Raw genomic sequence first — 26,752 nt, 5'->3', positions numbered from 1 at the left:
CAGAGGGTAGGGGGTATGGCTTTAAAAACAACCATCATTACGGGTGCAACATCGGGCATAGGCGAGGAAACCGCTTTGGCGTTGGCAGCACAAGGGCACGCGCTTTATTTACTGGTGCGTAATACGCCTAAAGGCGAAAGGCTCAAAAATCAAATAATAGGTAAAACCGGCAATAAAGAAATATATGTGGTACGGTGCGATCTGGCCGATTTGCAAAGTGTGCGCGAAGCTGCAGACGAGCTAACAGAAAAACTATTTGCCATTAATATACTCATCAACAATGCCGGGGGCGTTTTTGAAGAACGCCAGATAAGCAAGAACGGATTTGAGATGACATTGGCCACTAATCACCTGGGCCATTTTTTACTAACCCACTGCCTTATGCCCTTGCTGCAAAAAGGACAGGCACGCATTATAAACGTAAGTTCAGAAGCGCATAAATGGAGCAAGCCCCAGTTTGATGACTTACAGTGGACACAATCATATAACGCAATGAAGGCTTATGGTATGAGTAAGCTGTTCAATATTTATTTCACCCAGTCGCTGGCCGAAAAATATGCAGATAAAGGTATCCTGCCATTCTCCGCGCATCCGGGTTTGGTAAAAACGGGTTTTGGGGCCATGCTCAAAGGTTTCAATAAAATAATGATGTTACTTGCCCGCCCGTTTATGATAACTGCTGAGCAAGGAGCCCAAACCATCATATACCTTGCTACCGCTTCAAAACTCGAAAAACATAATGGAGCCTATTTTATAAAAAAGAAGGCAGCCAAAACTTCAGTTATCGCGACGGACAGTGAGTCGCGGAATAGGCTATGGGCCATCAGCGAAAAATTGCTTTCCCGCTATTTGATCTGGCCGGTTATTAATGCCGAATAAGAATCAGGAACCAAGAGTCAAGAATCAAGATAAAAAAAAACATTTTAAATAAACGAAAAACAAGGTTCATCTTGATTCTTGGCTCTCGATTCTTAACTCCCCCCGAATCCCGATTCCATAAAATGTATCTTAAAAATTACCTTTTTTACGGAATTCGGTGTTGTGGCATTAAAAGTTAATAGTTATTTTCGGTGACTTAAATATGACAATAATGCCTTTTAATAGAAAAATAGTTGCTACCGTTGGGTTATTATCCATTGTGGTATTAGGTGCCATGACATCCATGACCCCTAAAAAGCCGCAGGATGAGGGTTTTAAAAACTTGAAAGTGTTGCCGAAAAATATTTCTGGCGATAATCTTCATAAAGTAATGGAAGAGTGGGAGCACTCCTTAGGGGTACATTGCAACTTTTGTCATGTGCGTAACGAGGAAACCAAAAAAATGGATTGGGCAAGCGATGCTAAACCTGAAAAGGAAATGGCCCGTGATATGTTTAAGATGATGAATAAAATAAACCAGAAATATTTTCACGCCAAAAAAGATTCATTAGGCATGATCTTGCAATCTGGTGTTAACTGTAATACCTGTCACCGCGGTACCGCACACCCCGAAGTAGTTATTCCCGCAGGTGGAGCCCCTGGCGGTATGCCTCCGGGAGGTCAGCCAGGCGCGGGCAGCCCGGCTCCAGAAAAAAAAGGTTAATCCGAAAACAATATCGAAAGCGCCCCTTACCTAAAGTTTGGGGTGTTTTGATTTATAAGTAAATGATGAACAGTATAATAAATGTCAGAAACGCGAATGAGGGTGATCTGCTGTCCATTCTGCACATCTATAACGATGCCATATTAAATACAACCGCGGTTTACAGCGAAGAACCCCATACGCTTGAAATGCGTCAGGCATGGTACCAGGAAAGAGTGAATAACGGTTTTCCGGTGCTAGTGGCAGAAACGGGCGGCAAAATAGCCGGTTTTTGTACTTACGGGCATTTTCGCGCCTGGCCATGTTATCGTTATACTGTTGAACATTCCGTTTATGTTGATCCGGTTTTTCAGGGACAAGGTATCAGCAAACTTTTGCTCAGGCCGCTTATTGATATAGCACGAAAGAATGGTATTCATGCGGTGATAGCAGGTATCGATAGCGAAAATCAGGTTAGTTATCATCTACACCAGTCGTTGGGTTTTAGACAAGTTGCGCACTTTAAAGAGGTTGGATTTAAGTTTAATCGGTGGCTCGACCTGCTTTTTATGCAATTATTGCTTGATGGATAATATTGATTTTATTTTTTAGGCAAAAAAAGCTATAGAATTTATTATTTTTAAGTTAACTTTAGTCGCCCCTCGATTGAAATGTGAACTTATTGGATAACTATGCACTTTTGATAGTTTTATTTCAGTCGGGCAGTAAAAAACCCCCTTAATTAGCTGACCATGACTGTTGAAATTGAAGAAAAACCCATTCTTTCCATCGCTTCACGGCGAACAAGCCATACACATAATGTTTATTGTAAGCGTTGTAATAATACCAGCGTTAGTCGCATACCACGTGGCCCTTTAGTAAAATTATTTTTGTTTTGGCTGCCGCTTAAAAGATATGTTTGCTATCGCTGTCATCGCAAATCATACAGATGGAAACCCTGATCAAAGCAACAGAAAATAAGTAAGGAAAAAAACACCCGTTTTTTAATATAGGGATATTATAGTAATTCCGTTAGTTCGCTAAAACTGTCTATAGTAGCTACCATTCCATCGGGTACTTTACCAAAACCATAGCTGGCAAAAATAAAAGGCACATCGGCCTGGTTTGCTGCGGTATAGTCGCCCATGGTATCGCCTACGTACACTGGTGCTTTAAGCTGATGAACATTTACAATATCCCTAATATTATCAGCCTTAGGATTGCCTTTGGTGCCAAAGCATTGGTGCCCTAAAAAATGCGCGTGCATATTATTCAGGTCCAGGAACAGCTCGATATAGCCGCTTTGGCAATTGCTTACTATATACAGTTTGTATTTGGTGCCCAGGTATTTCAAAGTTTCTTCCAGCTGCGGATAAAGCTCACCGCCTTTGGTATGCAATATCTCCAATTCGCTAACAGCGCAAAGGGCTTGTACTTCTTTGCGTTGCTCGGTATCAAGATTGGGGAATAGTTTATCAAAAATGGCATCGTAGGTCATGCCGGTGATGGATTTAACACGTTCTACGGTCATCAGTTCATCAATATAATCCACTTTTGAAATAGCTGCCTGCCAGGCCAGGGCCACGTTGGCTGTACTGTCCCAAAGGGTGCCATCAAGATCAAAAATTATACTGTCGAATTGATTGTGTAGTGTAGTTGTCATAATGCCGGCAAAAGTAATAAAAACTGGGTTATGGTTTTGACTGGTGGTTTATGAAAAAACAACTCAGTGTAAAATAAATTCCCTCTTTGGTGGGGAGGGCACTAATTGGTTAAATTCGCTTATTACCAATAAGAAAGAAGATAATATTGAAGACCGACCGTCCACCAAAAAATACCATTAATACTAAAGTTACCTTAAAAGAACGTTTTGAGGCCTTACGTAACCTGCCCGCCTTTTTTAAACTGGTATGGCAAACCAGTCGCTGGATGACAGTGGTAAATGCCTTACTGCGTATCATCCGTTCGGCCATGCCTTTGGGGCTGTTGTATGTGGGCAAGCTGATCATCGATCAGGTGGTTATGGTGAGCCATGAGCACGTTAAGGACATGACCTATCTGTGGCAATTGGTAGGGTTGGAGTTTGCCCTGGCCATATTAACTGATGCTCTTAGCAGGGCCATCACCCTGATGGATAGCCTATTGGGCGATCTGTTTAGCAACTATACTTCTGTCAGAATCATGGGGCATGCCGCTACGTTGGATCTGGATCAGTTTGAAGATTCGGTATTTTATGATAAACTGGAACGGGCGCGGCAGCAAACCATAGGCCGCACCATATTGCTCTCGCAAGTAATGAGCCAGGTGCAGGACCTCATTACCATGGGTTTCCTGGCTGCTGGATTAATGGCTTTTAATCCCTGGCTTATTGTGTTGCTGCTTATTGCTATTATCCCCGCTTTTTTGGGTGAATCATATTTTAACGATCAAAGCTACGCGCTAACCCGTGGGCAAACACCTGAGCGGCGCGAACTTGATTATGTACGTTACCTGGGGGCCAGCGACGAAACAGCCAAAGAAGTAAAGATATTTGATCTTTCGGGTTTTATTATCGACAGGTTCAGACTCCTGTCTGATAAATTTTATGGCGATAATAAACGGCTTGCCATAAAACGATCCTTATGGGGTACGTTTTTTGCCATGTTGGGCAGCCTGGGTTATTATGCGGCTTACCTGGTGATTATTGTACGCACGGTTAATGGTAGCGTAACTATAGGCGAACTGGCATTCCTGGCAGGTTCATTCAGGCAGTTGCGTGCTTTGCTCGAAGGTATTTTAACCCGTTTTACGGCAGTATCGCAGGGTGCTATTTACCTGCGCGATTTTTTTGAATTTTTTGAAATCATACCCAAGATCAAATTGGCAGAAAATGCGTTGCCATTCCCTAAAACTATACAACAGGGTTTTACTTTTGAAAACGTTGGTTTCCGTTATGTTAACTCCGACAGGTGGGCCAACCGCCATTTGAATTTCACGTTATACCCGGGCGAAAAGCTGGCGCTGGTAGGCGAAAATGGGGCGGGTAAAACCACGCTGGTAAAACTGCTGGCCCGTTTGTACGATCCAACAGAAGGGCGCATATTACTGGATGGCATCGACCTGAAACAATATGACCTGGCTGATCTGCGGCTTAATGTGGGCGTTATTTTCCAGGATTACCTGCGTTACCAGATGTCTTTTGCGCAGAATATCGCAGTTGGTAAAATAGGCGAAAAGGAAAACCGCCCGCTTATCGAAAACTCGGCCCGTCAAAGCCTGGCAGATATATTGGCAGCAAAGCTTCCTGGTGGCTATGATCAGCAATTAGGCAAACGCTTTGCCGATGGGGTTGAGTTATCTGGGGGCGAGTGGCAAAAGGTTGCCCTGGCACGGGCCTACATGCGCGATGCCCAGTTGCTGATTTTGGATGAGCCTACCTCAGCCCTTGATGCCCGGGCCGAATACAATGTTTTTGAGCGCTTTGCCGAATTAACCAAAGGTAAATCAGCAGTGCTGATCTCGCACCGTTTTAGCACCGTTCGCATGGCCGACAGGATACTGGTGCTGGAAAAAGGAGAGCTGATAGAAATAGGCAGCCATCAGGAGCTATTGCTTAAAGGAGGCCGTTATGCCGAATTATTTGACCTGCAGGCTGCAGGTTACCGGTAAAATTTGACCAAAAGTTTATTAGTAATCAATAAACCACTCTAAGAAAAACACTGTGGTTACTTACCTTCGTAGGCTTTTTTAATTTTGATAAATTAATGGTTTTAATCATTAATTATTATCAATAAATCAATAGTTTATTTCATGGAATGTAAAAATGCGTAGAAATACGTAGGCGATACCGTATTATCACCCTGTTATTTGAGTTGTAGTAAGATTAATTTTGGATTCATGTTTAAGAGGGCCCCTTTAACATTTACAAAGCTATTTACTATGAAACTTTTTTACCACTTTTTAATTTTAGTTTTCGTTTCTCTTATACTCGTGGCATGTGCCAGAATATTTACTTCAGATAGTGAAATAAAAACATTCAATAGCCAACCATCTGAAATTAAGCAGCAACAGGATCATCAGGCAGATAGTGTAGCACAGGTTGATCTTAAAGGAGATTTTCCTACGATCACCAATTTTGACTACCGAAGTCTTTTAAAAACAAAAAGGTGGACGGATAATCAATGTGGTTTTAATAGTGTTTTTTATATTAAAAATGTGCAAATGGTTATGAATCATTTAAGCCGGTATGCACAATAAATATTAATAGTCGTTTTTAGTTTAGTTAGTTTAATTAGGGAAACAGTTGGCAAGCGGTCATTATAGCAATATAATGGCTGTCTTGTTTTTACCCGGTTTGCAGATCATGTTGCTGCAAACCGGGATTAATAAATAGTACTTAAAACTTAGGAAATTGACCGAATGTAAAGAGTAAAGCAAAACAAGGAATGGCTAGTAAAAAATAAACCCTTGCTAATTGCTGCTCATCAGCATTACCCATTACAAATACATTATAGAGGTCTTTCTTTATGATGTTAAATCGTGCTTTCATGGTTCAAAAAATATAGATGTTATACATAGTTATGACCACAAGTGTGCGTCATAGTTTAATCATGGCAAGATTATTAGATCATAAAAAAAGCGCCGGAAGGTAAAACCCACCGACGCTTATCATCATCGTCATCAAAAAATCAGTTTGTTTTGTCGCGGCTCATTTCGGGGTGATAGTGCAGACCCGGGGTAAGCCAATACAATAGCATAACCCTGGAGTACCTGAAGTTAAATGGCGAAAGTATTACCGCTGCAGTAAGTATAACAGAAACATACAACCATGGATTTTGGCTTCCTGTTAAAACGCTGATGGCAACCGCGATCGTTACCATTTCGGCAACATTTAGCGCATAGCTGGCAAACATAGCCACATAAAAATAGCCCGGCTCCCGCTCATAAACCAAGCCACAGTGCGAACATGTTTTATGCATTTCCTGTCCGCGAAAGCCATACATGCCATTGGCAAACATATCACCACGCCTGCAGCGCGGGCATTTGGCATGTACAAAAGCTGGCCATGCCGCTAATTTATAGTTGTTATTTTCCATGATCGTATAATAATTTTTTTCTGAATTCTTCGGGTGTAACATCTTCCAGCTTTTTAAAAAATTTGGTAAAGTAGGAGTTGTCACTGAAGTTTAATTTTAGTGATATTTCGCTGATACTGAGTTGAGGATTAGTCAGCATACGCTTAGCTTCCAGCATAATCCTGTTACGGATCATTTCACCGGCAGGTATCCCCATCATATCTTTACAAACCGCATTAAGATGGTTAGGCGTTATATATAACATAGCGGCATAATCCTTCGGCAACCTGATGTCGATATAATGATGTTCAATTAAATTTTTAAAGTTTTTGAGCAGGGTTTGATTGTAGGATGAATTATTATTTACCACAGGTACCGAGGTTACCCGGTTAACCCTGATAAATATCTGAAGCATCAATAATCTGATCATATCGGCGGCCGAGGTGCCCAGACTGACTGCTTCTGTTAATATTGTTTCAAAAAGTGGTTTTATGGCCGCATAGGTTTCGGCAGGTAAATTGATCACCGCATCAGAAAGGTTACCGCTAAAAAATGAAAAATTATCCAGGTAGCCGTGCTGCAACAAAAATGATTGTATAAATGATGCCGAAAAATTGATGATGTAGCCGTCGGTAAAACCCTCAAAGCTCCAGGAATGTACCTGGCCCGGTATCATGAAATAAATTTGCCCGGGTTTAACATCAAAGCTTTCAAAATCTATAGTGTGACTACCCGCCCCTTCTGTAAATAATACCAGGTGATAAAACGAATGACGGTGGGTGGTAAACAGGTTTTTATGGGTATCCAGGTATGGCGCAAAACGGCTTATCAGTATGTCATCCTGATTGATATCAGATAACGAGCAGATGTCATATAGTGGTATGTTTTGTAACATGAAACAAAATTACGCACCAGCTTGCCATTTATAATGGTACTATTTTTATTTTAAATGGTACTATTCAATTATAATTGAATAGTACCATAACATTATTCGATACAGAGCACCCGGTATCGAATAATGAAGGACGAAATTGACGTTGGGACATTCAAAATTTATTATTCAATATGGTTTCTTCTTAAATTAATGCCAGTGGTGTTATACGCATATTTTTAGGGTGTTATACGCATATTTTTAAGGTGCTATACACACATTTTTATTTTGCAGCCGTAGTGAAATTTGATAAAAAAATATCACAATGAAAAATAAATTTTTGGTGGCTTGTTTAGTAAGTTTATTATCAGTCACATCAATCTACGCTTATACAGGTCCAAAAACCGAAGGTGCAGGCTACGCAGCCGTGATCCGCGATTTTATTGATAGCCATATGAACGGCAATTATAAAGAGCTTAACAAGATCCTGGACGAAAATTATACATTAAAAATTCCGCGCGGCAATAAAGTGATCCTGCAAAATAAATCAAGTTTGGTTGAAGCCATGAAAAAAGAAGCAGGCACCCAGCAAAACTGCCAGTCAAATTACGAAGTGCTGGCTAAAAGCGATGCGCTGGTGATAGCCAGGGTGGATTTTAGCTATCACGATAGTATACAGCATAATTATCTTACACTTGAAAGAGATGATGATAATAACTGGAAGATTACCCAGGTTTGTAAAATGTTTGAGGATCTGCAAACCACCACCCCAACAGGAACCACCGGTGATGTTACCGCTAAGAATTGAGTTTTAATAACTGATCTTATAATAAAGTTTTATAGGGGATTTTGACCAATATACCCTATATTAAATGAATCACCCCAAAAGGGTGATTTTTTTTATTTTATTTAGCTTTATTTTGAAATTTAATTGCGGTGATACTGCAACCTATTAATTTGCGCGTAAGTGAACAAGTGTTTTTTATATCAGGTGAGGGTGTTTTGGTGTGTTGTACTCATTTGTTTGGTGCAGGTATTTCCGGCATTAGGGCAAAAATATACGTTTGCGCATTATGATATTGACGATGGCCTGATCCAATCGCAGGTGAATAAATTTACGATGGATAAAGATCATCGTTTATGGATAGCCACCTTTGGCGGAGCCTGCCGCTTTGACGGAAAAGAATTTTCGGGATATTCCAGGCAAAACGGATTACCCAACAACTATGTAAGCACCATTTTTTCTGATCGTGCAGGGCACGTATGGTTTGGTACACTTGACGGACTGGCCATGCTTTCTGCCGGCAAGATTATTAGCTACAAACCCATAGCTTCTCAAAAACACAATATTGTAACCGATATAATCCAGGACACAAATGGCACTATCTGGGTAGTGATGAGCTATGGCTTATTTAAAATTACCGGTAACCAAATGGAACCGGTAACCTTTGATGACAGTAGCAAGGTAACCACCATAGCTGTTGATAAAACAGGAAAACTTTACGCTGCCGTTTACGGGAAAGGCATCTATTCCTTAAACCATGGACGCTGGGAATATTCTACGCCCTTTAACGGCAAATATGAACAACTGGCCGTAAGAAAAATGTTGTTTGACAAATTTGATGCTCAAAAAGCCTATCTGCTAACCTGGAAAGGCCTTTTCTACACCAATAATAATCAGGTAATGCCTTATGCGCCTAAACAAATGGCAAACGTGAAAGGACAACTGTTATGTATTGAACAGGATGAGTACAAAAATATCTGGATAGGTACCGATAATGGCGCCTACTGTTTAATGGATGATGACGTTATTCATTACGACTCATCCAACGGCCTTACGGATATTTCTATCGCGGATATATATGTGGATGGGGATAATAATATATGGCTTGGGAGCCTGGGCAATGGTTTATATCGTTGCGAAGGCAGCAGGTATGTAACTTTTGATGGTACGCAAGGCCTGCCGGAATCGAAAATAATTATGGCCATCACTAAGGATTGGAACGACCATATTGTGTTAGGTGCCGATGGGGGAGGGTTAATAAGATATGACGGGAAAAAGCTCAGCAATATACCAACCCCACCCAATTCCAAATATCTGGCGGGCATACAATGTTTGTACACTGACAAAAATAAAACTGTTTGGATTGGCACCAGCCAGGCCGGATTATGGCAATATGATCAAAAAGGCTTCAGGTCGATAAAGGGAAGTGATGAAATAGCTTACCATGCTATTACGGCCGATGGTAATGGGGTTATCTGGTTGGCCACATCATTAGGGTGCTATTATTATGAAAAAGGTTTACTTAAACAGTTGGATGGTGTGCCCGAATACTCATCATCATTAGTATCAACAGGTAAAGATTCTGTATTTATCGGCACGCAAAATGGCATCGTGTTATTGGTTAATAAAAAGGTGGTTCAGACGTACAATCAGAGCTTTCTTAAAAATTCAGCTATCCTTACCATGATCAAATATCGTAACCAGATTTTAATAGGTACGGATGACCGCGGCTTATTTGTCTGGAACCTGGAAAATAATCATTTAAAAAGGTATACTGTTAAGGATGGGCTCAAAGCAAATACTATATACAGCCTGGTAACTGATGAGGCAGATCATGTTTGGATAGGTACGGGTAAAGGAGTTAATCAAATGAAGTTTGATAGTGTCGCAGATAAATTCATGATTATTGATAATTCCGGTTCAAAAGAGCCCGTTTTTGAAACCAATCAAAACGCTATACTTTATAAAGACCATCAGGTTTGGGTAGCAACTACAAAATCTGTGATGGTTTATAACACCCGGGTACAAACAAAATCACCGTCACCACCACATATCATTATTGAAAATGTGAAGTTAATGCCGCAAATAAGCAAAAGTCAGGACACCGCCTTTTCTTATTTAACCGATGGGGTTACGTTAACATACAATCAAAATCACCTGGCTATTTCTTTCTTAGGTATCTATTTGAAAAATCCTTCGAGTGTATCATATCGTTATAAGCTGGTTGGTTTAGACAGTACTTTTTGTGCTCCCGTAAAAAATAATGTTGTTGAATACCCCATGCTGCCTCCGGGTAAATATACATTTAGGGTAAAAGCCATCAGTCCGGATGGTAAGGTTTCGCCAGATACGGCTAACTTTAGTTTTGAAATTGTTCCGCCATTTTATAAAACGCTTACTTTTCAAATATCGGCCGTATTGTTTTTTGTGTTAATAGGTTTTGGTTTGCAAAATATCTGGCATCATAGCAAAATACAGCGACAGCAGGCCATTGAAGCTATTAAGCAGGAAGAAAAAATAAAGATCAGGCAGCAAACAGCCGAAGATTTTCACGATGACCTGGGTAATAAACTCACCCGAATTTCTATACTTACAGAAATTTTAAATGCTAAAATTGATCAAACTAAGGCCGATCAGCATGGTCTTGTTGACCAGATCAAACAAAATGCAGCCGCTCTTTATAACGGCACCAAAGATATTTTATGGGCCCTTGACCCTAAAAGCGATAATTTATATGAAACTTTGTTGCATATAAAAGAAATCGGTATAGAACTTTTTCAGGATGTTCCGGTTGATTTTGAATTTAATAAGATAGACGATAACCTGAAACAGGTTAAGCTGCCCATGGAGTATAGCCGCAATATTACCATGATATACAAAGAGTTGCTCAATAACACGCTTAAACACGCCGACGCCGGGCAGGTGATGTTGCACTGGGCATATGCCGATAAAGATGAGATTAGTTTGCGCCTTACAGATAATGGTAAGGGTTTTAACGATAGTACCCTGTCAAAGGGGCATGGTATGCATAACATAAAAGCAAGGGCAAAACGTATTAATGCCGAGCTGATCATTATTTCGGAAGAAGGCAAAGGGACTTCGGTGGAGTTAAAGTTTAAAAAAATATTGTAGCTTAATTTTTAAAAGAGATGGATCGGAGTATAAAAATAACCATTATTGAGGATGATGAAACTATTAGGAATGGTTATGCTTATCTCATTGGCGCTACAGAAGGGTATGAGGTGGTAAGTACCTACTGCTCTTATGATGAAGCCGCTAAAAAAATAACCACCGACCGTCCGGATGTTGTACTATTGGATATTGAATTACCCGGTACCAATGGGGTTGATGCTATCCCTAAATTAAAAAAGTTATTACCACAATGTTATGTGCTCATATTAACGGTTTATGAATCGGAAAAATTAATATTTAACGCGTTAGCTAACGGAGCATCAGGATACCTTACTAAAAATACGCCATCGGCTAAAATAATTGAATCTATTAAAGAAGTTAAGGACGGCGGTGGCCCCATGAGCATTAATATTGCTAAATTGGTTATACGTTCGTTTCAAAAAAACCAGGAGTCTCCTTTATCCAGACGCGAAACCCAGATACTGGAACTGATAGGGGATGGGAAAAGCCGGAGCCAAATAGCCAAAGAACTATTTATCGACCTCGAAACCGTACGCAGTCACATCAAAAATATATACGTAAAACTGGATGTTAACTCCCGTGCCGATGCCATAAAGATGGCCAAACAAAACAAACTTATTTAGCCCAAAAAGGCCTTTACGCTGTAAAAGAGCAACTTCCCGCGTTTTACTTAATATGTCTGTTAAAGTTTAATAATAAATAAATCCCCCTATTTGGGGGATACGTTGCCTTTGCAACCAACTTATCTTTGGTATGTGCAGTAGTTTTAACTGATCGGCTGCAACCCACACCAAGAATTATCACCCCTAGTTAATGTTATTGATATCGGGTTGATTTCCATAAAATCTTTTATAGAGCTATTGCAATATGAAATTGAAATATATCCCTGTTTTTGCAGAGGACGCCGATGCGCAGATAAGTTTTTATACGCAAAAGTTAGGCTTTAACCCGATCAGTAATATGTTTTTTGCGGAAGGTGAGGAATATACTGTTTTAAAGGCCGATAATCTGGATGTTGCGCTTGTTGTTGGCGGCAACGCCTTTAAGAGCTGTGTTATTTTAAATACTGATGATTGTTTGAAAGATTATCATTTATATAAAACCGCGGGCGTGTTTTTTTCCACAGTTCCACGTTACCTGCCCACCGGCCTTGCGGCTGAGTTTCTGGACCCCTCAGGTAACCGGTTTATTTTACTGGAAGAAAGAAATTATACAGAAATATAAATTTTTATATGATGGATTATTCAAAAACATTACGGAATAATAATAAAATTTATAGCCGTAGCAGCAGCCAGAAGCAAAATCAGCAGTACAGCTCAGATTTTAGCCTGAGGTTTGTTTTTGCAGGAAATGAACGTTACGATATAGGTAAACGGCATTTATCCATATATCCCGATTCTTTTTTAATATTGAACAGGGGTACACAATATTCAACCGATACCGATTCAGACATCCCAGTACAATCCTTCAGTATTAGTTTTGACCAGCAATTTTTGAAAGATTTTAAGGATTGTTGGACAACTGCCGATAGTCGCCTGGTAGGCAGGGGAGGTTATAAAGTAAAACAGCTCCAGGAATTTGACGAAACTATTTACCCGTTTACGGGTGATATCAGGCACAATGTATATCATCTTAAGCATTACCTGGATAACGGTATGCATGATGAATTACTGATTAATGAGTATTTACACCATTGTCTTATTAATTACTTTAGTATCTATAACGAAGAGATATTTAAAAAGGCAGAAAAGCTTCATTTTTTAAATCCGAGCACCAAGATAGAGATCTTGCGCCGGCTTAACCTGGCAAAAGAATATTTATACAGCAACTATAATCAAAATATAAGCCTGGAAGATCTGGCCGAGCATTCGTGTCTTTCTGTTAATCACCTGCTGCGCACATTTAAACAAGCCTTTAACCTAACACCGCATCAGTTTTTAATACAGCTGCGTTTAAAAAGAGCGCAATTGCTATTAAAAAGCACAGCTTATCCCATCAATGAGGTAGTAAACCTTATTGGTTTTGAATGCCCGAGCTCCTTTATCAGATTGTTTAAAACCCATTATAAAATTACTCCTTTAAAATACCGGCAAACAGCTTGATAATGTTTCTCTTAGGTTAATAATATTTATAATAATAAGTTTCTCTTTAATAGGGTAATGTGTGAGAATGATCAAAATGGTGATTATCGCACATTACCCTATTTGCGTATATGTTATTATTGTGTTTGTATTACTCGTATGAGCTGTGAACCAGACTTATATAATATTAATTAACTATTAAACACACATCTATGATAATAGCGCCTACTTAAATATTTTCTATTTTTTTATTTACCGGAAATTCTCAAAATATCAGCATCCGGCCCCCTGGTACTATTGACTGTTTCCCTTTCTCAATCAGTACCTATTAAGATCTTAATAATACTAATAAATTCAAAAAGCATGAAACACAAATTACTCAAACTTTTCATGGTTTGCTTTTTTTGCACGGCTTCTATGGCCTTTGCACAAAATAAAACGATTTCCGGTACGGTTACTTCAAAAGAAGACGGTTTGCCTATACCTGGAGCGTCGGTAAAAATAAAAGGAACCAGCACTGGTGGCCAAACCAATTTAAATGGTAAATATACTATAAGCGCTCCGGAAGGATCAACGCTTATCTTTAGCTTTATAGGTTACGCATCACAATCATTTGTAGTAGGAAACAAAACAACAATTGATGTAGTTTTAATATCAGATTCTAAAGCATTAAGTGAGGTGGTGGTAACCGCTAACGCTATTACAAGAGAGAAAAGATCATTAGGTTACTCTGCACCAACAGTTAAGGCTGATGAGTTAACGCAAGGCGGAAGCCCAAGCGCCATTAACTCTTTGTCTGGTAAAGTAGCAGGTGTAAATATTACCTCAACATCTTCAACCCCAGGAAGTTCCTCTCGTGTTGTTTTACGCGGTGGATCATCCATTTCTGGTAATAACCAGGCCTTGATTGTTGTTGACGGTTTACCTATTGATAACTCTACTATCATAGGTGGCGGAGATTCACGATCAGCGGTTGACTTTGGTAACAGGGGCAATGACATCAATCCTGATGATATTGCTTCGGTTACGGTATTGAAAGGCCCTGCAGCAGCGGCTCTTTATGGTTCACGTGCATCCAATGGTGCCTTGATCATCACTACCAAGTCTGGAAATAAAAATGCTGAAAAGACATCTATAACCTTCAGCTCAAAAAATACTTTATCTTCTATCCTTAAATTACCTGATTTTCAAAATCAATACGGACAGGGTTACTATACAGAGGCTGGTACTAACGACGCGAATACAACTTACTTTAATGACCCAAGAGAAAATGGTAGCTGGGGTGCTCCTTTTACAGGAAAAGTTCAGCCATGGGGGCAGAAAATTGACGGCGTTCAACAAACAAAAGCCTACTCTAATCTTCCGAATAATATCCGCGACTTTTTTACCACTGGTTATGCTGCTGATAACAACTTAACCTTTTCTGGCGGTACAGAGAAATCAACCTTTTATTTAGGATTGAATGCCTTAAACAGTAATGGTATACTGCCGGGCAATAGTGACACCTATAATAAATATGGTGTGAGATTTAACGGTCATACAGATTTTAGCAATAAATTCTCTGCTGGTATATCTGTAAACTATAACAAAATTAATGCTAACGAAGTGGCAGGTGGTCAAAATAACTCTTCTGTTTACAATAACCTTTTACAAACACCAAGAGATATACCTGTTACAGCATTAAAAGATTTAAACAATAAATACAATAGCTTTGGCAGTTATGTTGATGCCAATGGTGTATCACATCCAAACACCTACGGTTATTACGGTGCGTATACCGTTAACCCTTATTGGATATTGCAAAACTATAAAAACCTGGATGATGTAAGCCGTATTACAGGCAATATCAACTTAGGGTACAAACCATTAACCTGGCTTAACATTCAGGAGCGGTTTGGTATAGATTCATATTCCGAAAGACGCCAATTTATAGCGCCTAAATATACTAATGCACCTGCAGATACCCAAAGCGGCAATTATAGCCCAACCGGTAACTTGCAATCAAGCAATGGCAGCTATGAGATCGATCAGTTTAACGTAACGGAATTTGTTCATGATTTAATGGCAACTGCTACCCATAAATTTAATGATGATTTTACCGGATCATTTATGTTGGGTAACAATATCCGTCAGCGTCAGGAAAATACCACTCAAATTTCAACAAATACTTCTGGCGGTTTAGTTGTACCCGGTTTTTACAATTTAACTAACAGTAACGGGCCGCTTACTGTACTTAATGATAATATCAATAAAAGAAGATTAGTAGGTTTATATGCCGATTTAAACCTTTCCTACAAATCATTGTTATTTTTGGAAGCAACTGCAAGGAATGACTGGTCATCTACCTTACCAACACAAAACAATTCATTCTTTTATCCAAGCGTAGCTGGTTCATTTGTTTTCTCGGAATTATTAAAAGGCTCTTCAATAGGTAATGTTTTGAGCTATGGTAAATTAAGGTCGAGCTGGGCTCAGGTTGGTAATGATACAAACCCTTACCAGTTGTTAAATTACTATGCTACAACAGTTATTTTGAATAGTTTTGGTAACACCACTTTCCCTTTCCCTAATGTGGGTGGTTTAGCGGCTACCAATACAATTGGAAATGCCAATCTTAAGCCCGAAAAAACCTCTTCTTTTGAGGTTGGTACTGAGCTTGGATTCCTGGATGGAAGAATATCAGCCGACTTTAGCTATTACAAAAACAATTCTAAAAATCAGATCCTGGCCATTCCAATTCCTAATTCAACCGGCTATAGTTTTTCAGTTATAAATGCCGGCGAAATTCAAAATAAAGGTATTGAGATAAGTTTAAAAGGAACTGTAGTTAAAACAGATGATATAACCTGGGATCTGTACGGAACATATACCAAAAATAACAACAAAGTAGTTTCTTTACTGCCAGGAATTGATCAGGTTACACTGGGTGGTGTTGGCGGCATGGCCATTGTAGCGGCTGTTGGTAAGCCTTACGGCGAATTTTATGGTGTTACCAACCAAACAGATGCTCAAGGCAGAACCGTTGTAAGTGCATCGAGCGGCCTTCCGTTACCTTCGGCAAAAGCACAGTACCTGGGTAGCTATAACCCTAACTACCAAGCATCATGGGGTACCAACTTCCGTTATAAGCAATTGTCTTTAAACGTATTGTTTGATACCAAACAAGGTGGTAAATTGTTCTCCAGAACAAAAGATATTACCGGCTTTAACGGTACATCTGCAGAAACTGGTGGTATAAGGATGGGGGCTATATTCCCGAATTCTTCTTACCTGCAAAATGGTGCATATGTTCCAAATACCAATGTAACTTATAATAAGCAGGATTTATATACCAGCGGTACAAATCCTGGTGTTAATATCATCGATGCTTCATACGTTAAATTACGCTCAGCAAGTCTTTCTTATACATTTAACAAAAGTCAGTTAAGAGGGACTCCTTTTGGCGCGCTCTCTTTAGGTTTATATGGTAACAACTTGTTCCTGTGGACAGCAAAAGAAAATAAATTTGTTGACCCCGAGGTGAATTCGGCAGGTGCTGGAAACGCACAAGGTTTTGATTTTTCTGCTCAGCCGTCTGTACGCAATTACGGTTTTGAAGTAAAAGTTTCATTTTAAAAAATAACTCTATTAATAATGAGAACAAATAATATTTTTAGCACTAAGAAATGGTTATATCTGTTTCTTATTGGAGCGGTTGGATTTACGGGTTGTAAAAAGTTTCTGGATGTAAATCAAAATCCCAACAACCCTTCGAGCGCGGATCCAACTTTGTTATTACCTACAGTTGAAGCAGCTTTGGGACAGGCCATAGGTAACAGTTTGCAAATAACAGGTAGTTTTTACGCCCAATATTGGACACAAAGCACCTTTTCCAGCCAATACAAAACAACAGACCGATACGCATTAAGGAATTCTGATTTTGATACACCATGGAGAATTCTTTATCAAAGTGCATTGATAAATACGCAGTTGATCATTGATAATAAATCTGCTGGTTCTGATGTTAAGGGTATTGCATACCTGTTAAAGGCATACGGTTTCCAGATTACTACCGACGCTTTTGGTGATATTCCGCTTACCCAGGCTTTAAAAGGGGTAACCAACGGCAGCCCTAAATATGATACGCAACAAGCGGTTTATGATAGCGTTTTTAACTATATCGACAAAGGTGTAGCGCTATTGAAGATACCCAACACGCTTACACCTATTGGTACCCAGGATATGGTTTTCCAAGGTGATGTTGCTAAATGGATCGCATTTGCCAATACACTAAAGTTAAAAGCCTATTTACGTATATCAGGTAAAGATGCAGCAAAAGCTACCGCTGGTATTGCGGCACTGTATCAATCAAAACCTGTATTTTTAACTAACGATGCCCAAATGAGCTATAACAGTATAGGTGGTAATGAAAACCCGCTTTATAACGAAATGGCGTCGCCTATACTTGGAAAAACTCAGAATCTGGTAGCGAGTGCTACGGCTGTTAATGCCATGGTGCGTAACAATGACCCACGGTTATTTAAATTTTACGATCCGCTTGCTGGAGAGGATACTATCGCAACTATTCCACAGGGCGGTTATCTTTCTAATCCTAACAAAGAAGTATCCCTTCCTACGGCATTGGTTGCGGGTAATCCTCAACTAAATGCATCAGCATTAGCGCCGGTTAAGTTTATTTCGATATCAGAAAGCTACTTTTTACAAGCTGAGGCAGTGGCTCGTGGTTTCGCTGCTGGCGACGTAAATTCTTTATTTACAAATGGTATTAACGCCAGTTTTATTGCAACAGGGCTTACCTCAGGCGATGCTGCTACCTATATTACAGGAGCTCCGGATGCAAAATTAACTGGACCTCAGGATACTATAGTTAAACGGATCATTACCCAAAAGTATTATGCCATGAATGGTACGCAGGGTTTTGAAGCCTGGACTGAATTTCGCAGAACAGGTTACCCAACATTCTTTACTGTTTCAAAAGTATCAATTTTAGGTCCTGGTTTACGACCTGTAAGGTTCTTATATCCAAATACAGAGTTAGTTTCTAACCTTAACTTTCCAGGTACGGTTCCATCAACCACACCGGTTTGGTGGGCTACCAAATAATTATATGCTATTAAATAAAATCCCGGGGCGCTTTTACAGTTCCCGGGATTTTATTTTAACTTATTAATTGTTAATATTTCTATTTTTTTTATATTTATTTTTTATAGAAAAATAGATTATCGGATGCGTATTTTGCTCCGGTTATAATTTTTTAATCGACCTCTAATAATTAAAGGTCTTAATACAAAAACCTTATCGATTATTTAAACTTTATCATTAATTCAAACTTCTGCAAAATTCATACTTATGAAAACAAAGCAAACCCTACAGTATACATAACCATATGCTGTTTGTTAACCTTAATTAGATTTTAATTGGAGGTTATAATATTATAAAAAAACTAATCCTTATTTAAACCTTATTATCTGCTCAAATTTCTGCAAAACTCATACTTATGAAAATAAAGCAAACCCTACAGTATACATAACCAGATGCTGTTTGTTAACCTTAATTAGATTTTAATTGGAGGTTATAATATTATAAAAAAACTAATCCTTATTATCTGCTCAAATTTCTACAAATCAAATCCATATTTTATGAAAATAAGACAAATCCCGCCGGATACATGACCGGACTTTATTTATTAACCTTAATTAAATATTAGTTGAGGTTGTATTATGAAGAAAACTAATCCTTATTCAAACCTATCATTTACACAAGTTCCTGTAAACTAAATTCATACTTACAAAAGTACGGCAAATTTCGCTGGGAACATGACTTGTACTGGTTTATCGGCTTTTTATTTAAGTTGAAACGTAGGGAAATTAAAAAAAGTATAATCTAATAATTAATAAAAAGTATGAAACATAAATTACTTAAAATGTTTATAGTTTGTTTTTTTTGCACAGTCTCAATGGCATTTGCACAAAATAGAACTATTAGGGGTACGGTAACTTCACAGGAAGAGGGACTTCCGATTCCAGGAGTTACAGTTGGGGTACCGGGAACGACAACTGGCACACAAACAGACGCCCAAGGAAAATTTACAATTTCCATTCCAAATGGCGTTAATACGTTATCTTTTTCCTTCATTGGTTACACAACCAAAAAGATAACTATTGGAACAGCAACAACACTTAAGGTTTCTTTAAGCTCGGCTCAAAGCCAATTGACCGAAGTTGTGGTCGTTGGTTATGGAGCAAAGCAGGTTCGTGAGCAAAATGGTGCGATTGGCCACGTTACTGGGAATGCAATAGCAAGTCAGCCTGTTGAAAGTTTAGATAGGGCACTGAGTGGTAAAACCGCGGGCGTCCAAGTATCTCAGGCTGGTGGCACTTTGGCTGATGGAAATAGCATCCGCATTCGTGGTGTTAACTCTATTTCATTAAGTTCTCAGCCTTTATTTGTTATTGATGGTATTCCAATGAACTCGTCAGACAATCTAAGCCAGTTTAATGGTGGTAACGGAACTCGCTTTAATCCATTAGCATTAATCAACCCCAATGATATTGAGTCTATAGATGTGTTGAAAGATGCAGGTGCAGGTGCGATATATGGTTCGCGTGCAGCAAATGGTGTAGTTATTATAACTACCAAAAAAGGTAAAAAAGGTTCAGCAAAAATAACTTTCGAGTCGAAAGAAAGCTGGTCAAGTCCGAGTAAAGTGCCTAACCTGTTAACCGGCGATGAATTTAACACTATTAATAACGAAAAGGTTAGAAATGCTTCGGCACGTTTTGGGTATGCTAGTCCTAATGATGTTCCTGTTGTAGCAGTAAATAGCGATATTAATGGTGACGGACAACCTGACCGTACTAACTGGATGAAAGAAATATTCAATACAGGTTTTACTTCTGATAATTCATTGGCATTATCAGGTGGTTCCGATAAAGCCACTTATTATTCATCAGTTCGCTATTCTGATGCAAAGGGTATTTTGTTCGGCAATCGTTTGAGAACTGCCCAGGTGAGGACTAATATGGACTTAACACCCAACAAATATGTTCATGCTGGTGTGCAATTGGAGTATACCAGATCAATGAACAATGGTGTGTTGACAGATGCCTACCTGGCAGGTGCCAGCGTTTCTGGTTATAATGCATTTCCAACAGTTTCTCCTTATAATCCTGCTGGCTCGGTACAACAAGCCGGATATAATATAACTGGTAGCGGCGCAAAAGAAGGATTTGGTTACCTTGGTTTAGGTAACAATATTATCTCCCTTAAAGGTACCAGCCTTATTCAAAACCGTATCAGTAATCCTTTAGCGGTGGTTGCTTTACAAAGGAATAATCTTACCCCTGAGCAAGTATTGGCTAATGCATTTGTTGAAATAAAGCCAATAACAGGATTATCAATCACCTCCAAATATGGTGTCGATCTTCAGAAATCTTTCGAGGATCAATATAGTAACCCGGTTCTTTCTGGTCTTGGATCATCCTACGCTGGTTTAGTTCAGGATAACTACTTAACCCGTAATAGCTGGGTTTGGCAAAATTATGCTTCATATGATCATACTTTCGCAGAGAAGCATCGTATTACTGCGACAGCAGGTATGGAGTATCAGTTTACCAAAGAGCAACAAACGTTTGCATCAGCAAACAACTTTGTTGATCCATTCTTTCAGGACATTATTGATAATACGTATAGCGGTATTGATCCATCTACTACAAGCGACATTTTGTTAGCTTCTGGCGGGACGATCAACACAACAGGATTAGAATCGTACTTTGGGCGTTTAGGTTATACTTTTGATGATAAATACTTTGTTGAAGGTTCTTATCGTCAGGATGCCTTCTCTGGCTTTGGTTCCAATTATCGTTGGGGTAAATTTCCAAGTGTTTCGGCTGGTTGGATCGTGTCAAAAGAAGATTTCTTTAAAGATAATAAGTATATAAATTTCCTGAAAATTAAAGGTAGTTATGGTAAAGTAGGTAACTCACGTGGCCTTGATCCTTATGCTTCCAGAACCTTGTATGGCGGTGGTTTATATGCAGCATTAAGTGGTTTTTCAAGCAGTCAATTAGGTAACGCTAATTTACACTGGGAAACCTCATTAAAAACAGATGTTGGCTTTAGTTTAGCAGCATTGAACAATCGCATTACTTTAGATGCCGATTATTTCAACAATTCTACTAATGGTTTAATCTTAAACGCACCTGTATTATATACCGTAGGTGTACCAAATTCAACTATTGCTACCAATATTGGTAATATGCGCAACCGTGGTATTGAGGTCACTGTTAATACAGTAAATATTAAATCAAAAGATTTTAGCTGGACATCATCGCTTAATTATACCCATGTTTCTAATAAAGTTTTAAGTCTGGTACAATCCAACAATAATGCAGATATCACTTCTGCAGGTACAGTTGCCAGCGTAGGCCGTTCGTTAGGAACTTATAAGCTGATCAAATGGGCCGGTGTGGATCCGGCAACCGGTTTTCCAATGTGGTATGCCGCCGATGGTAGCATAAAAATGTACAACGAGTTAACTCAAAAATACACCAGGCAAGACGGCACTGCTACTACCGCAATAACTTCTGCCGATGCTCAATATCTGAATGGAAAAACCGGTAACCCAACATGGTTTGGTGGTTTTGATAACACATTAACTTATAAGAATTTTGATTTAACCGTTTCTGCGGTATATTCAGGCGGTAACTATTTATATAATTCAACTTATTCAGGTTTATTAACTAACTACTTCCAGAATAATGATGCGAGAATACTGGGACGTTGGACTACCCCAGGTCAGAAAACGGATATCCCACGTTTATCAAGCTTGGATAATACTGCTAATCAAGCTTCAACTAGGTTCCTTGAAAAAGGCGATTATCTTCGTTTAAGATTAGCTTCAATTGGCTATAGTTTAAAAGGGCGTGCGTTATCAGCCATAGGTTTACAAAGTCTGCGTATTTCTGCTTCGGTGTATAATGCCTTTGTTATAACCGGCTATAGCGGCGTTGATCCAGAAGTTAACAGCAATAGGGTCAATACGAATATTGCTACAGGTTATGACAATCGTGCAATTCCAAATCCAAGAACGTATACACTAGGTTTAAATGCTTCATTCTAAGTTTGAAACAGTAATAGAGAAAACGATGAAAAATTTCAATAAATATAAAATAGGTATTATTGCATTAGGTGCTGTAATTACAGTTACTGCAAGCTCATGCCGCAAACAATTATTTCAGGACCCTAAAACCAGTTTATCCCCTGATGCTGTTTTTTCAAGTCCGGATAGAATTGAAAAAGCCGCTATTGGTATGTATGACCAATTGCAGAATATTAACTTTTTTGGTGGCCGTGTATTGATATACGTTGACGTAAGAGGCACTGATGTAAATCCCCCAGCTTATTTTAACCCGCTACCCCAGTTTGTAACAGTAACTTCAAGTGAAGGATATACTGCTGGCGCGTGGCAAGGAGCGTACAGATCAATAGGGGAGGTGAATTTGTTCCTGAAAAATCTGACTAGCGCTAGTGGTGTTAGCGCGGCGAAAATTGGTCAATACAATGGAGAAGCCGAGTTTATCAGGGCTCTGAACTATTTTTACCTGGTAAATATGTGGGCACAGCCTTATAAATTTACTTCCGGGGCAACTCATCCGGGTGTTCCATTGGTGTTAACCAGCTCAGATGCTCCATTTGATTCATCGAATCAACTACCTCGTTCAACCGTAGCGGCCGTATATGCTCAAATTGAGAAAGATTTGTTGGATGCAGAGGCTAAGCTTCCGGCTAATTATGGTGATCCAGGATTTTCAAACGTTGCCCGAGCTACAAAAGGCGCAGCACAAGCTTTATTAGCCCGTGTATATTTGTATGAACAAAAATATGCCGAGGCAAGCACTTATGCAGATAAGGTTATAGCTGGCGGCTATATTTTAAATCCTGACCCGCTTACTCCTTTCCGTACTTATACTACCAAAGAGAGCATTTTCTCCGTGGCTATGAATGGTGCTGACAATCCGAATACTAACAATGCTCTTGGTCAGCACTACAATCCTGATCAAAGAGGCGACATTCAGGTAAGTACAGGATATGTTTCTTTAATGGATACTACGACTGACCTGCGTTATAAAAACATGATCCTTCAACAAGGAGGTGCATTTTGGACTGCTAAGTATGTTGGTGTTGCTGATTGGGTACCAGTATTGAGGTACTCTGAGATCCTTTTGATAAAAGCAGAAGCACTAGCTAATTTAGCTGGAGGAGTAGATGTTAACGCCGTGACTTTGGTCAATCAGGTTAGATCGCGTTCACACGCGGCAGCTATAGCGCCAGCAACCAAAACTGATTTGATTAATGCTATCTTAACAGAAAGACGTATCGAATTGGCTTTTGAAGGACAGGGCGAATTTGATTATCTGCGTACAGGTAGAGGAATACCAGCCCACAGCGTAATTGCTGCTCAGGCGTATGGGTCTGATTACGTAATCCTTCCTATTCCAAAATACGATACAGATAAAAACCCTAATTTAGTTCAGAATCCAGGCTATTAACTCTGAGGTATTTATTTGAAATTAAACAACAAAAGTGATTCATTTCAAATCACTTTTGTTGTTTTTAATAACATAACCACTTATCGGTGATTTTCACATATTCTTATTTTGATTTACACATTATGTTTGTAGAAGCCAAGTAGTTTTCGTTAAGATATTTGGTCAGTTAATAGTTAATTAAAAAAGTCAGTAACGCGAGGTCACTGACTTTTTTTTATATGTGGCTATGCGATGCGTTATAGTATATTACATGGCTATGGATGCGCTAAAATCACTTTTTTTAAGTGAAGTTGTAACGTTTTGGTGTTTTCAACCGTCATATAGATAACCAAAGTGATAAACATGAAAACTTTAATCTTATTGGCGATCACCGGTGGGCTGTTTTTTAGTGAACCCGGTTTGAGTACTAAGCATGCTAAAAATAACAAAGTGTATACAAAGAAATATGTTAAACACTGCGTTAAAAAATGTAATAATTCTGCAAAGAAAGCTAATGGTTAGTTTAAGACGGGTAAGTCCCCACAGCCGATAATTAGCTTCATTTTTATTGGAGGATGTTATCAGTTATTTTAGCTATATCGTAACTGATCTTATTAATAAATCCTAATTGTTCTCTCAATAAAGTGTCTTCTGCTGATAATTCAACTTTTTCTGTATCACTTGCGGTGGCTGTTTTTCCTATATTAAATTCAATAGCTTGCCCCTGAAGTTTTTTGTTGCTCTCATTTAATACCGATATACTTTTTTTAACCAGTTTAAGTGCTTCGGTGTGCGGCAACTGCGACTCCTTTTTAACCAATCCTGAAGCTATATTGGCTATGTACGATGATAAAATATGGTTCAATACCACAAATTTATGTACCTCCTTTACTTTACGTTGCTTGCTTTTAGGTTCGGAGGTCATCCGTTCAAAAGCCGCCGATAAGTTGGCCGATTTTACATATACATCTTTGCGCGCCAGTTTATATATGGTGGTCCCGGTTATTTTGCCTGATAAGCTTTCGGCAATGGTGATCAGGTAATTGATATTGGCTACTACTACATCGCGCAGGGTTTCCTGTATTTGGTCAAACTCCCAGGTAGGGAATATCAGGTAACTGGCTATAAAGGCTATAGACGAGCCGATAAAGGTATCCAGAATACGTTCCTGTGCTACGTTCAATAAACCTACGCCTAAAAACTTAAACAGGATAAGCACAAATGGGGTCATGAAAATTACCGATACCACATAATTCAATCTCGAAAAGCTATAGGTGCCTATCATAAACACAATAAGAAAGATAAATTGCGCGGTGTTATCGGGTATAAAAGTTAAAATGAGTATACCAATAATCCCACCGCAGATAGTACCTATAAGCCGCTGGTAATTACGTTGTTTAGATAGGCTAAAACCGGGTTTCAGGATCACGATGATGGTAAGCAGCACCCAGTAGCTATGATGCCCCTGGGCTACTGTTTTGGCCGTAATAAAACCTGCCAAACAAACCAATGATACCCTCAGGGCATGTTTAAACGCGCCCGAATCTAACGTGAAGTTATCAAAGAAGATATGCGGCGCATAATCCTGGTGAGTAACAAATTGGGAGTATTCTACATCACCACGTAACTCGGTTGATTTGGGGGCGGTTTTGGAATGGTAATAGTTATATATATTATTAATGCTGTCGCCCAGATCGCGCAGGTTGATCAGGATCTTTTTGAGTACCAGGTTACTGGTTTCCTGGTTGCTTTTACCAATATCATCTATCTTAAGTTTTAACTTTTCCAACTCCAGATTGAAATCGGTAACATGGCGGTTCCGGGCATTTGATAGTACCATATAGGCTATCTCGTCAACTTCATCGGCCATGTGTTGCAGTATGCGGGCAATCTCATTCAGGATGCCGGTGTCTTTGAAGCGCTCGCGGATCTCGCTGTAATCATAGTGAGTCGCCATGATCTGTTCAAACATATCCACCAGGTCGACGAAGGTAAGTACCAGTATCCGGCTGGCTCCGGTTGATTCCTTAACCAATACCCTGCTTTTAAACAGCAGTTCGCGTACGGCATCCTGGTGCTGACTTACCTGTATTTGTTGCGACACCAGTTTCCGGTAATTATCGTCGATATCTTTCTCAGGTAGATAGAAATCGGCTTTGATCCTTAAAAATTTGGCGATATCGGCCACATTCTCACCCAATGCCTGCTGTGCCGCGCGATAGGGCCTGATTCCAAAAAATATCAAACTGAAAGCCATGTACCATAAACCGCCCACCAGGATAGTGGCGCTGTACCACAATACATTGCCCGGTGGTTGAGCCTTATCCATCATAAATATCATGATGAGCAGCGAACATGTACCTACAGATGCGGCCCGGTTACCATAAACCGTAAACATCGAAAACAGAAACGAGAAAAGAGTGATCTCGAGCCCAAGAGTATATAAGTTAAGCCGGGCAAAACCCGTAATGGCTGCTACCAGAAAAAGACATAAATTACCAATAGCCATGGAGTTGCGCTTGTGTGTTACCGGGCCGGGATTATCAATTACACAGATACAAAGTGCTCCCAGGCTAAATGTCAGCCCCAAATCAAATAGGTTAAACTCCAGCAATATCAGCGAGGGTAGTAATATACCTGCTGTGATCCGTAAACCGTCAGAAAAATACTGGCTGTAAAAAAAGCTTTTTATTTCCCTGGTATTAATATTCATCAAAGT

18 protein-coding genes are annotated in these 26,752 nt (G+C 39.4%); 14 read left to right on the top strand and 4 right to left on the bottom strand.

Features of this window, described 5'->3' with window-relative positions; genetic code table 11:
• The first annotated feature begins 15 nt into the window (after positions 1-15).
• The 3 genes from ACTJKG_RS23430 (at position 16) to ACTJKG_RS23420 (ending at position 2,154) form a co-directional block, all read left to right on the top strand.
• Positions 16-879: an SDR family oxidoreductase gene (locus ACTJKG_RS23430; protein ID WP_440740549.1), complete on the top strand. Its 864-nt coding sequence runs from the start codon at positions 16-18 to the stop codon at positions 877-879.
• A 211-nt stretch (positions 880-1,090) separates the two neighbouring features.
• Positions 1,091-1,582 carry a c-type cytochrome gene (locus tag ACTJKG_RS23425; RefSeq protein WP_172336740.1) on the top strand — a complete coding sequence of 164 codons (492 nt, stop codon included), beginning with the start codon at positions 1,091-1,093 and terminating at the stop codon, positions 1,580-1,582.
• Between the two features lie 62 nt (positions 1,583-1,644).
• On the top strand, positions 1,645-2,154 hold the full coding sequence (locus ACTJKG_RS23420) for a GNAT family N-acetyltransferase (RefSeq protein WP_216650631.1): 510 nt from the start codon (positions 1,645-1,647) through the stop codon (positions 2,152-2,154).
• 425 nt (positions 2,155-2,579) lie between these two features.
• On the opposite strand, the gene ACTJKG_RS23415 is transcribed toward ACTJKG_RS23420, so the two are convergent.
• Positions 2,580-3,224, bottom strand: a complete 645-nt coding sequence (locus ACTJKG_RS23415; protein WP_172336741.1) for an HAD family hydrolase — start codon at positions 3,222-3,224, stop codon at positions 2,580-2,582.
• Between the two features lie 146 nt (positions 3,225-3,370).
• Here ACTJKG_RS23415 and ACTJKG_RS23410 point away from each other — a divergent pair, with 146 nt between their 5' ends.
• Both ACTJKG_RS23410 and ACTJKG_RS23405 read left to right on the top strand, forming a co-directional pair.
• The gene (locus ACTJKG_RS23410; RefSeq protein WP_440740548.1) at positions 3,371-5,209 is read left to right on the top strand and encodes an ABC transporter ATP-binding protein; all 1,839 of its coding nucleotides are present in this window, start codon (positions 3,371-3,373) and stop codon (positions 5,207-5,209) included.
• A 270-nt stretch (positions 5,210-5,479) separates the two neighbouring features.
• Complete coding sequence (locus ACTJKG_RS23405) at positions 5,480-5,797, top strand: hypothetical protein (RefSeq protein ID WP_172336742.1); 318 nt, start codon at positions 5,480-5,482, stop codon at positions 5,795-5,797.
• 431 nt (positions 5,798-6,228) lie between these two features.
• On the opposite strand, the gene ACTJKG_RS23400 is transcribed toward ACTJKG_RS23405, so the two are convergent.
• Together ACTJKG_RS23400 and ACTJKG_RS23395 are read right to left on the bottom strand one after the other, a co-directional pair.
• Positions 6,229-6,636, bottom strand: a complete 408-nt coding sequence (locus ACTJKG_RS23400; protein ID WP_172336744.1) for a DUF983 domain-containing protein — start codon at positions 6,634-6,636, stop codon at positions 6,229-6,231.
• The gene (locus ACTJKG_RS23395; protein WP_440740547.1) at positions 6,626-7,510 is read right to left on the bottom strand and encodes an AraC family transcriptional regulator; all 885 of its coding nucleotides are present in this window, start codon (positions 7,508-7,510) and stop codon (positions 6,626-6,628) included. The genes ACTJKG_RS23400 and ACTJKG_RS23395 overlap by 11 nt, the downstream gene beginning before the upstream one ends.
• Before the next feature lie 301 nt (positions 7,511-7,811).
• On the opposite strand from ACTJKG_RS23395, the gene ACTJKG_RS23390 reads away from it, so the two are divergent.
• The 9 genes from ACTJKG_RS23390 (at position 7,812) to ACTJKG_RS23350 (ending at position 24,054) form a co-directional block, all read left to right on the top strand.
• Entirely contained in the window at positions 7,812-8,294 is a 483-nt protein-coding gene (locus ACTJKG_RS23390; RefSeq protein ID WP_172336746.1) for a nuclear transport factor 2 family protein, read from the top strand.
• Between the two features lie 159 nt (positions 8,295-8,453).
• Entirely contained in the window at positions 8,454-11,402 is a 2,949-nt protein-coding gene (locus tag ACTJKG_RS23385; RefSeq protein WP_172336747.1) for a sensor histidine kinase, read from the top strand.
• A 17-nt stretch (positions 11,403-11,419) separates the two neighbouring features.
• Positions 11,420-12,046, top strand: coding sequence for a response regulator transcription factor (locus tag ACTJKG_RS23380; RefSeq protein ID WP_172336748.1), 627 nt, complete (start codon positions 11,420-11,422; stop codon positions 12,044-12,046).
• A 244-nt stretch (positions 12,047-12,290) separates the two neighbouring features.
• A complete protein-coding gene (locus tag ACTJKG_RS23375; protein ID WP_440740546.1) occupies positions 12,291-12,647 on the top strand; it encodes a VOC family protein in 357 nt (118 codons plus the stop codon).
• An 8-nt stretch (positions 12,648-12,655) separates the two neighbouring features.
• On the top strand, positions 12,656-13,525 hold the full coding sequence (locus ACTJKG_RS23370; RefSeq protein ID WP_172336750.1) for an AraC family transcriptional regulator: 870 nt from the start codon (positions 12,656-12,658) through the stop codon (positions 13,523-13,525).
• A gap of 342 nt (positions 13,526-13,867) precedes the next feature.
• On the top strand, positions 13,868-17,119 hold the full coding sequence (locus ACTJKG_RS23365; protein ID WP_440740545.1) for a SusC/RagA family TonB-linked outer membrane protein: 3,252 nt from the start codon (positions 13,868-13,870) through the stop codon (positions 17,117-17,119).
• 18 nt (positions 17,120-17,137) lie between these two features.
• Positions 17,138-18,607 (top strand): SusD/RagB family nutrient-binding outer membrane lipoprotein, encoded by a 1,470-nt coding sequence (locus ACTJKG_RS23360; RefSeq protein ID WP_440740544.1) that lies wholly within the window; start codon positions 17,138-17,140, stop codon positions 18,605-18,607.
• Between the two features lie 799 nt (positions 18,608-19,406).
• A complete protein-coding gene (locus ACTJKG_RS23355) occupies positions 19,407-22,625 on the top strand; it encodes a SusC/RagA family TonB-linked outer membrane protein (protein WP_440740543.1) in 3,219 nt (1,072 codons plus the stop codon).
• Positions 22,626-22,650: 25 nt separating this feature from the next.
• Positions 22,651-24,054 (top strand): RagB/SusD family nutrient uptake outer membrane protein, encoded by a 1,404-nt coding sequence (locus tag ACTJKG_RS23350; RefSeq protein ID WP_440740542.1) that lies wholly within the window; start codon positions 22,651-22,653, stop codon positions 24,052-24,054.
• A gap of 544 nt (positions 24,055-24,598) precedes the next feature.
• On the opposite strand, the gene ACTJKG_RS23345 is transcribed toward ACTJKG_RS23350, so the two are convergent.
• Entirely contained in the window at positions 24,599-26,746 is a 2,148-nt protein-coding gene (locus ACTJKG_RS23345; RefSeq protein WP_440740541.1) for an FUSC family membrane protein, read from the bottom strand.
• Positions 26,747-26,752: the final 6 nt, after the last annotated feature.

Origin of the sequence: Mucilaginibacter sp. 22184 (genome assembly GCF_052045695.1) — a bacterium.
Taxonomy (GTDB): Bacteria; Bacteroidota; Bacteroidia; order Sphingobacteriales; family Sphingobacteriaceae; genus Mucilaginibacter.
This window is presented reverse-complemented; position numbering and strand designations above follow the sequence as displayed.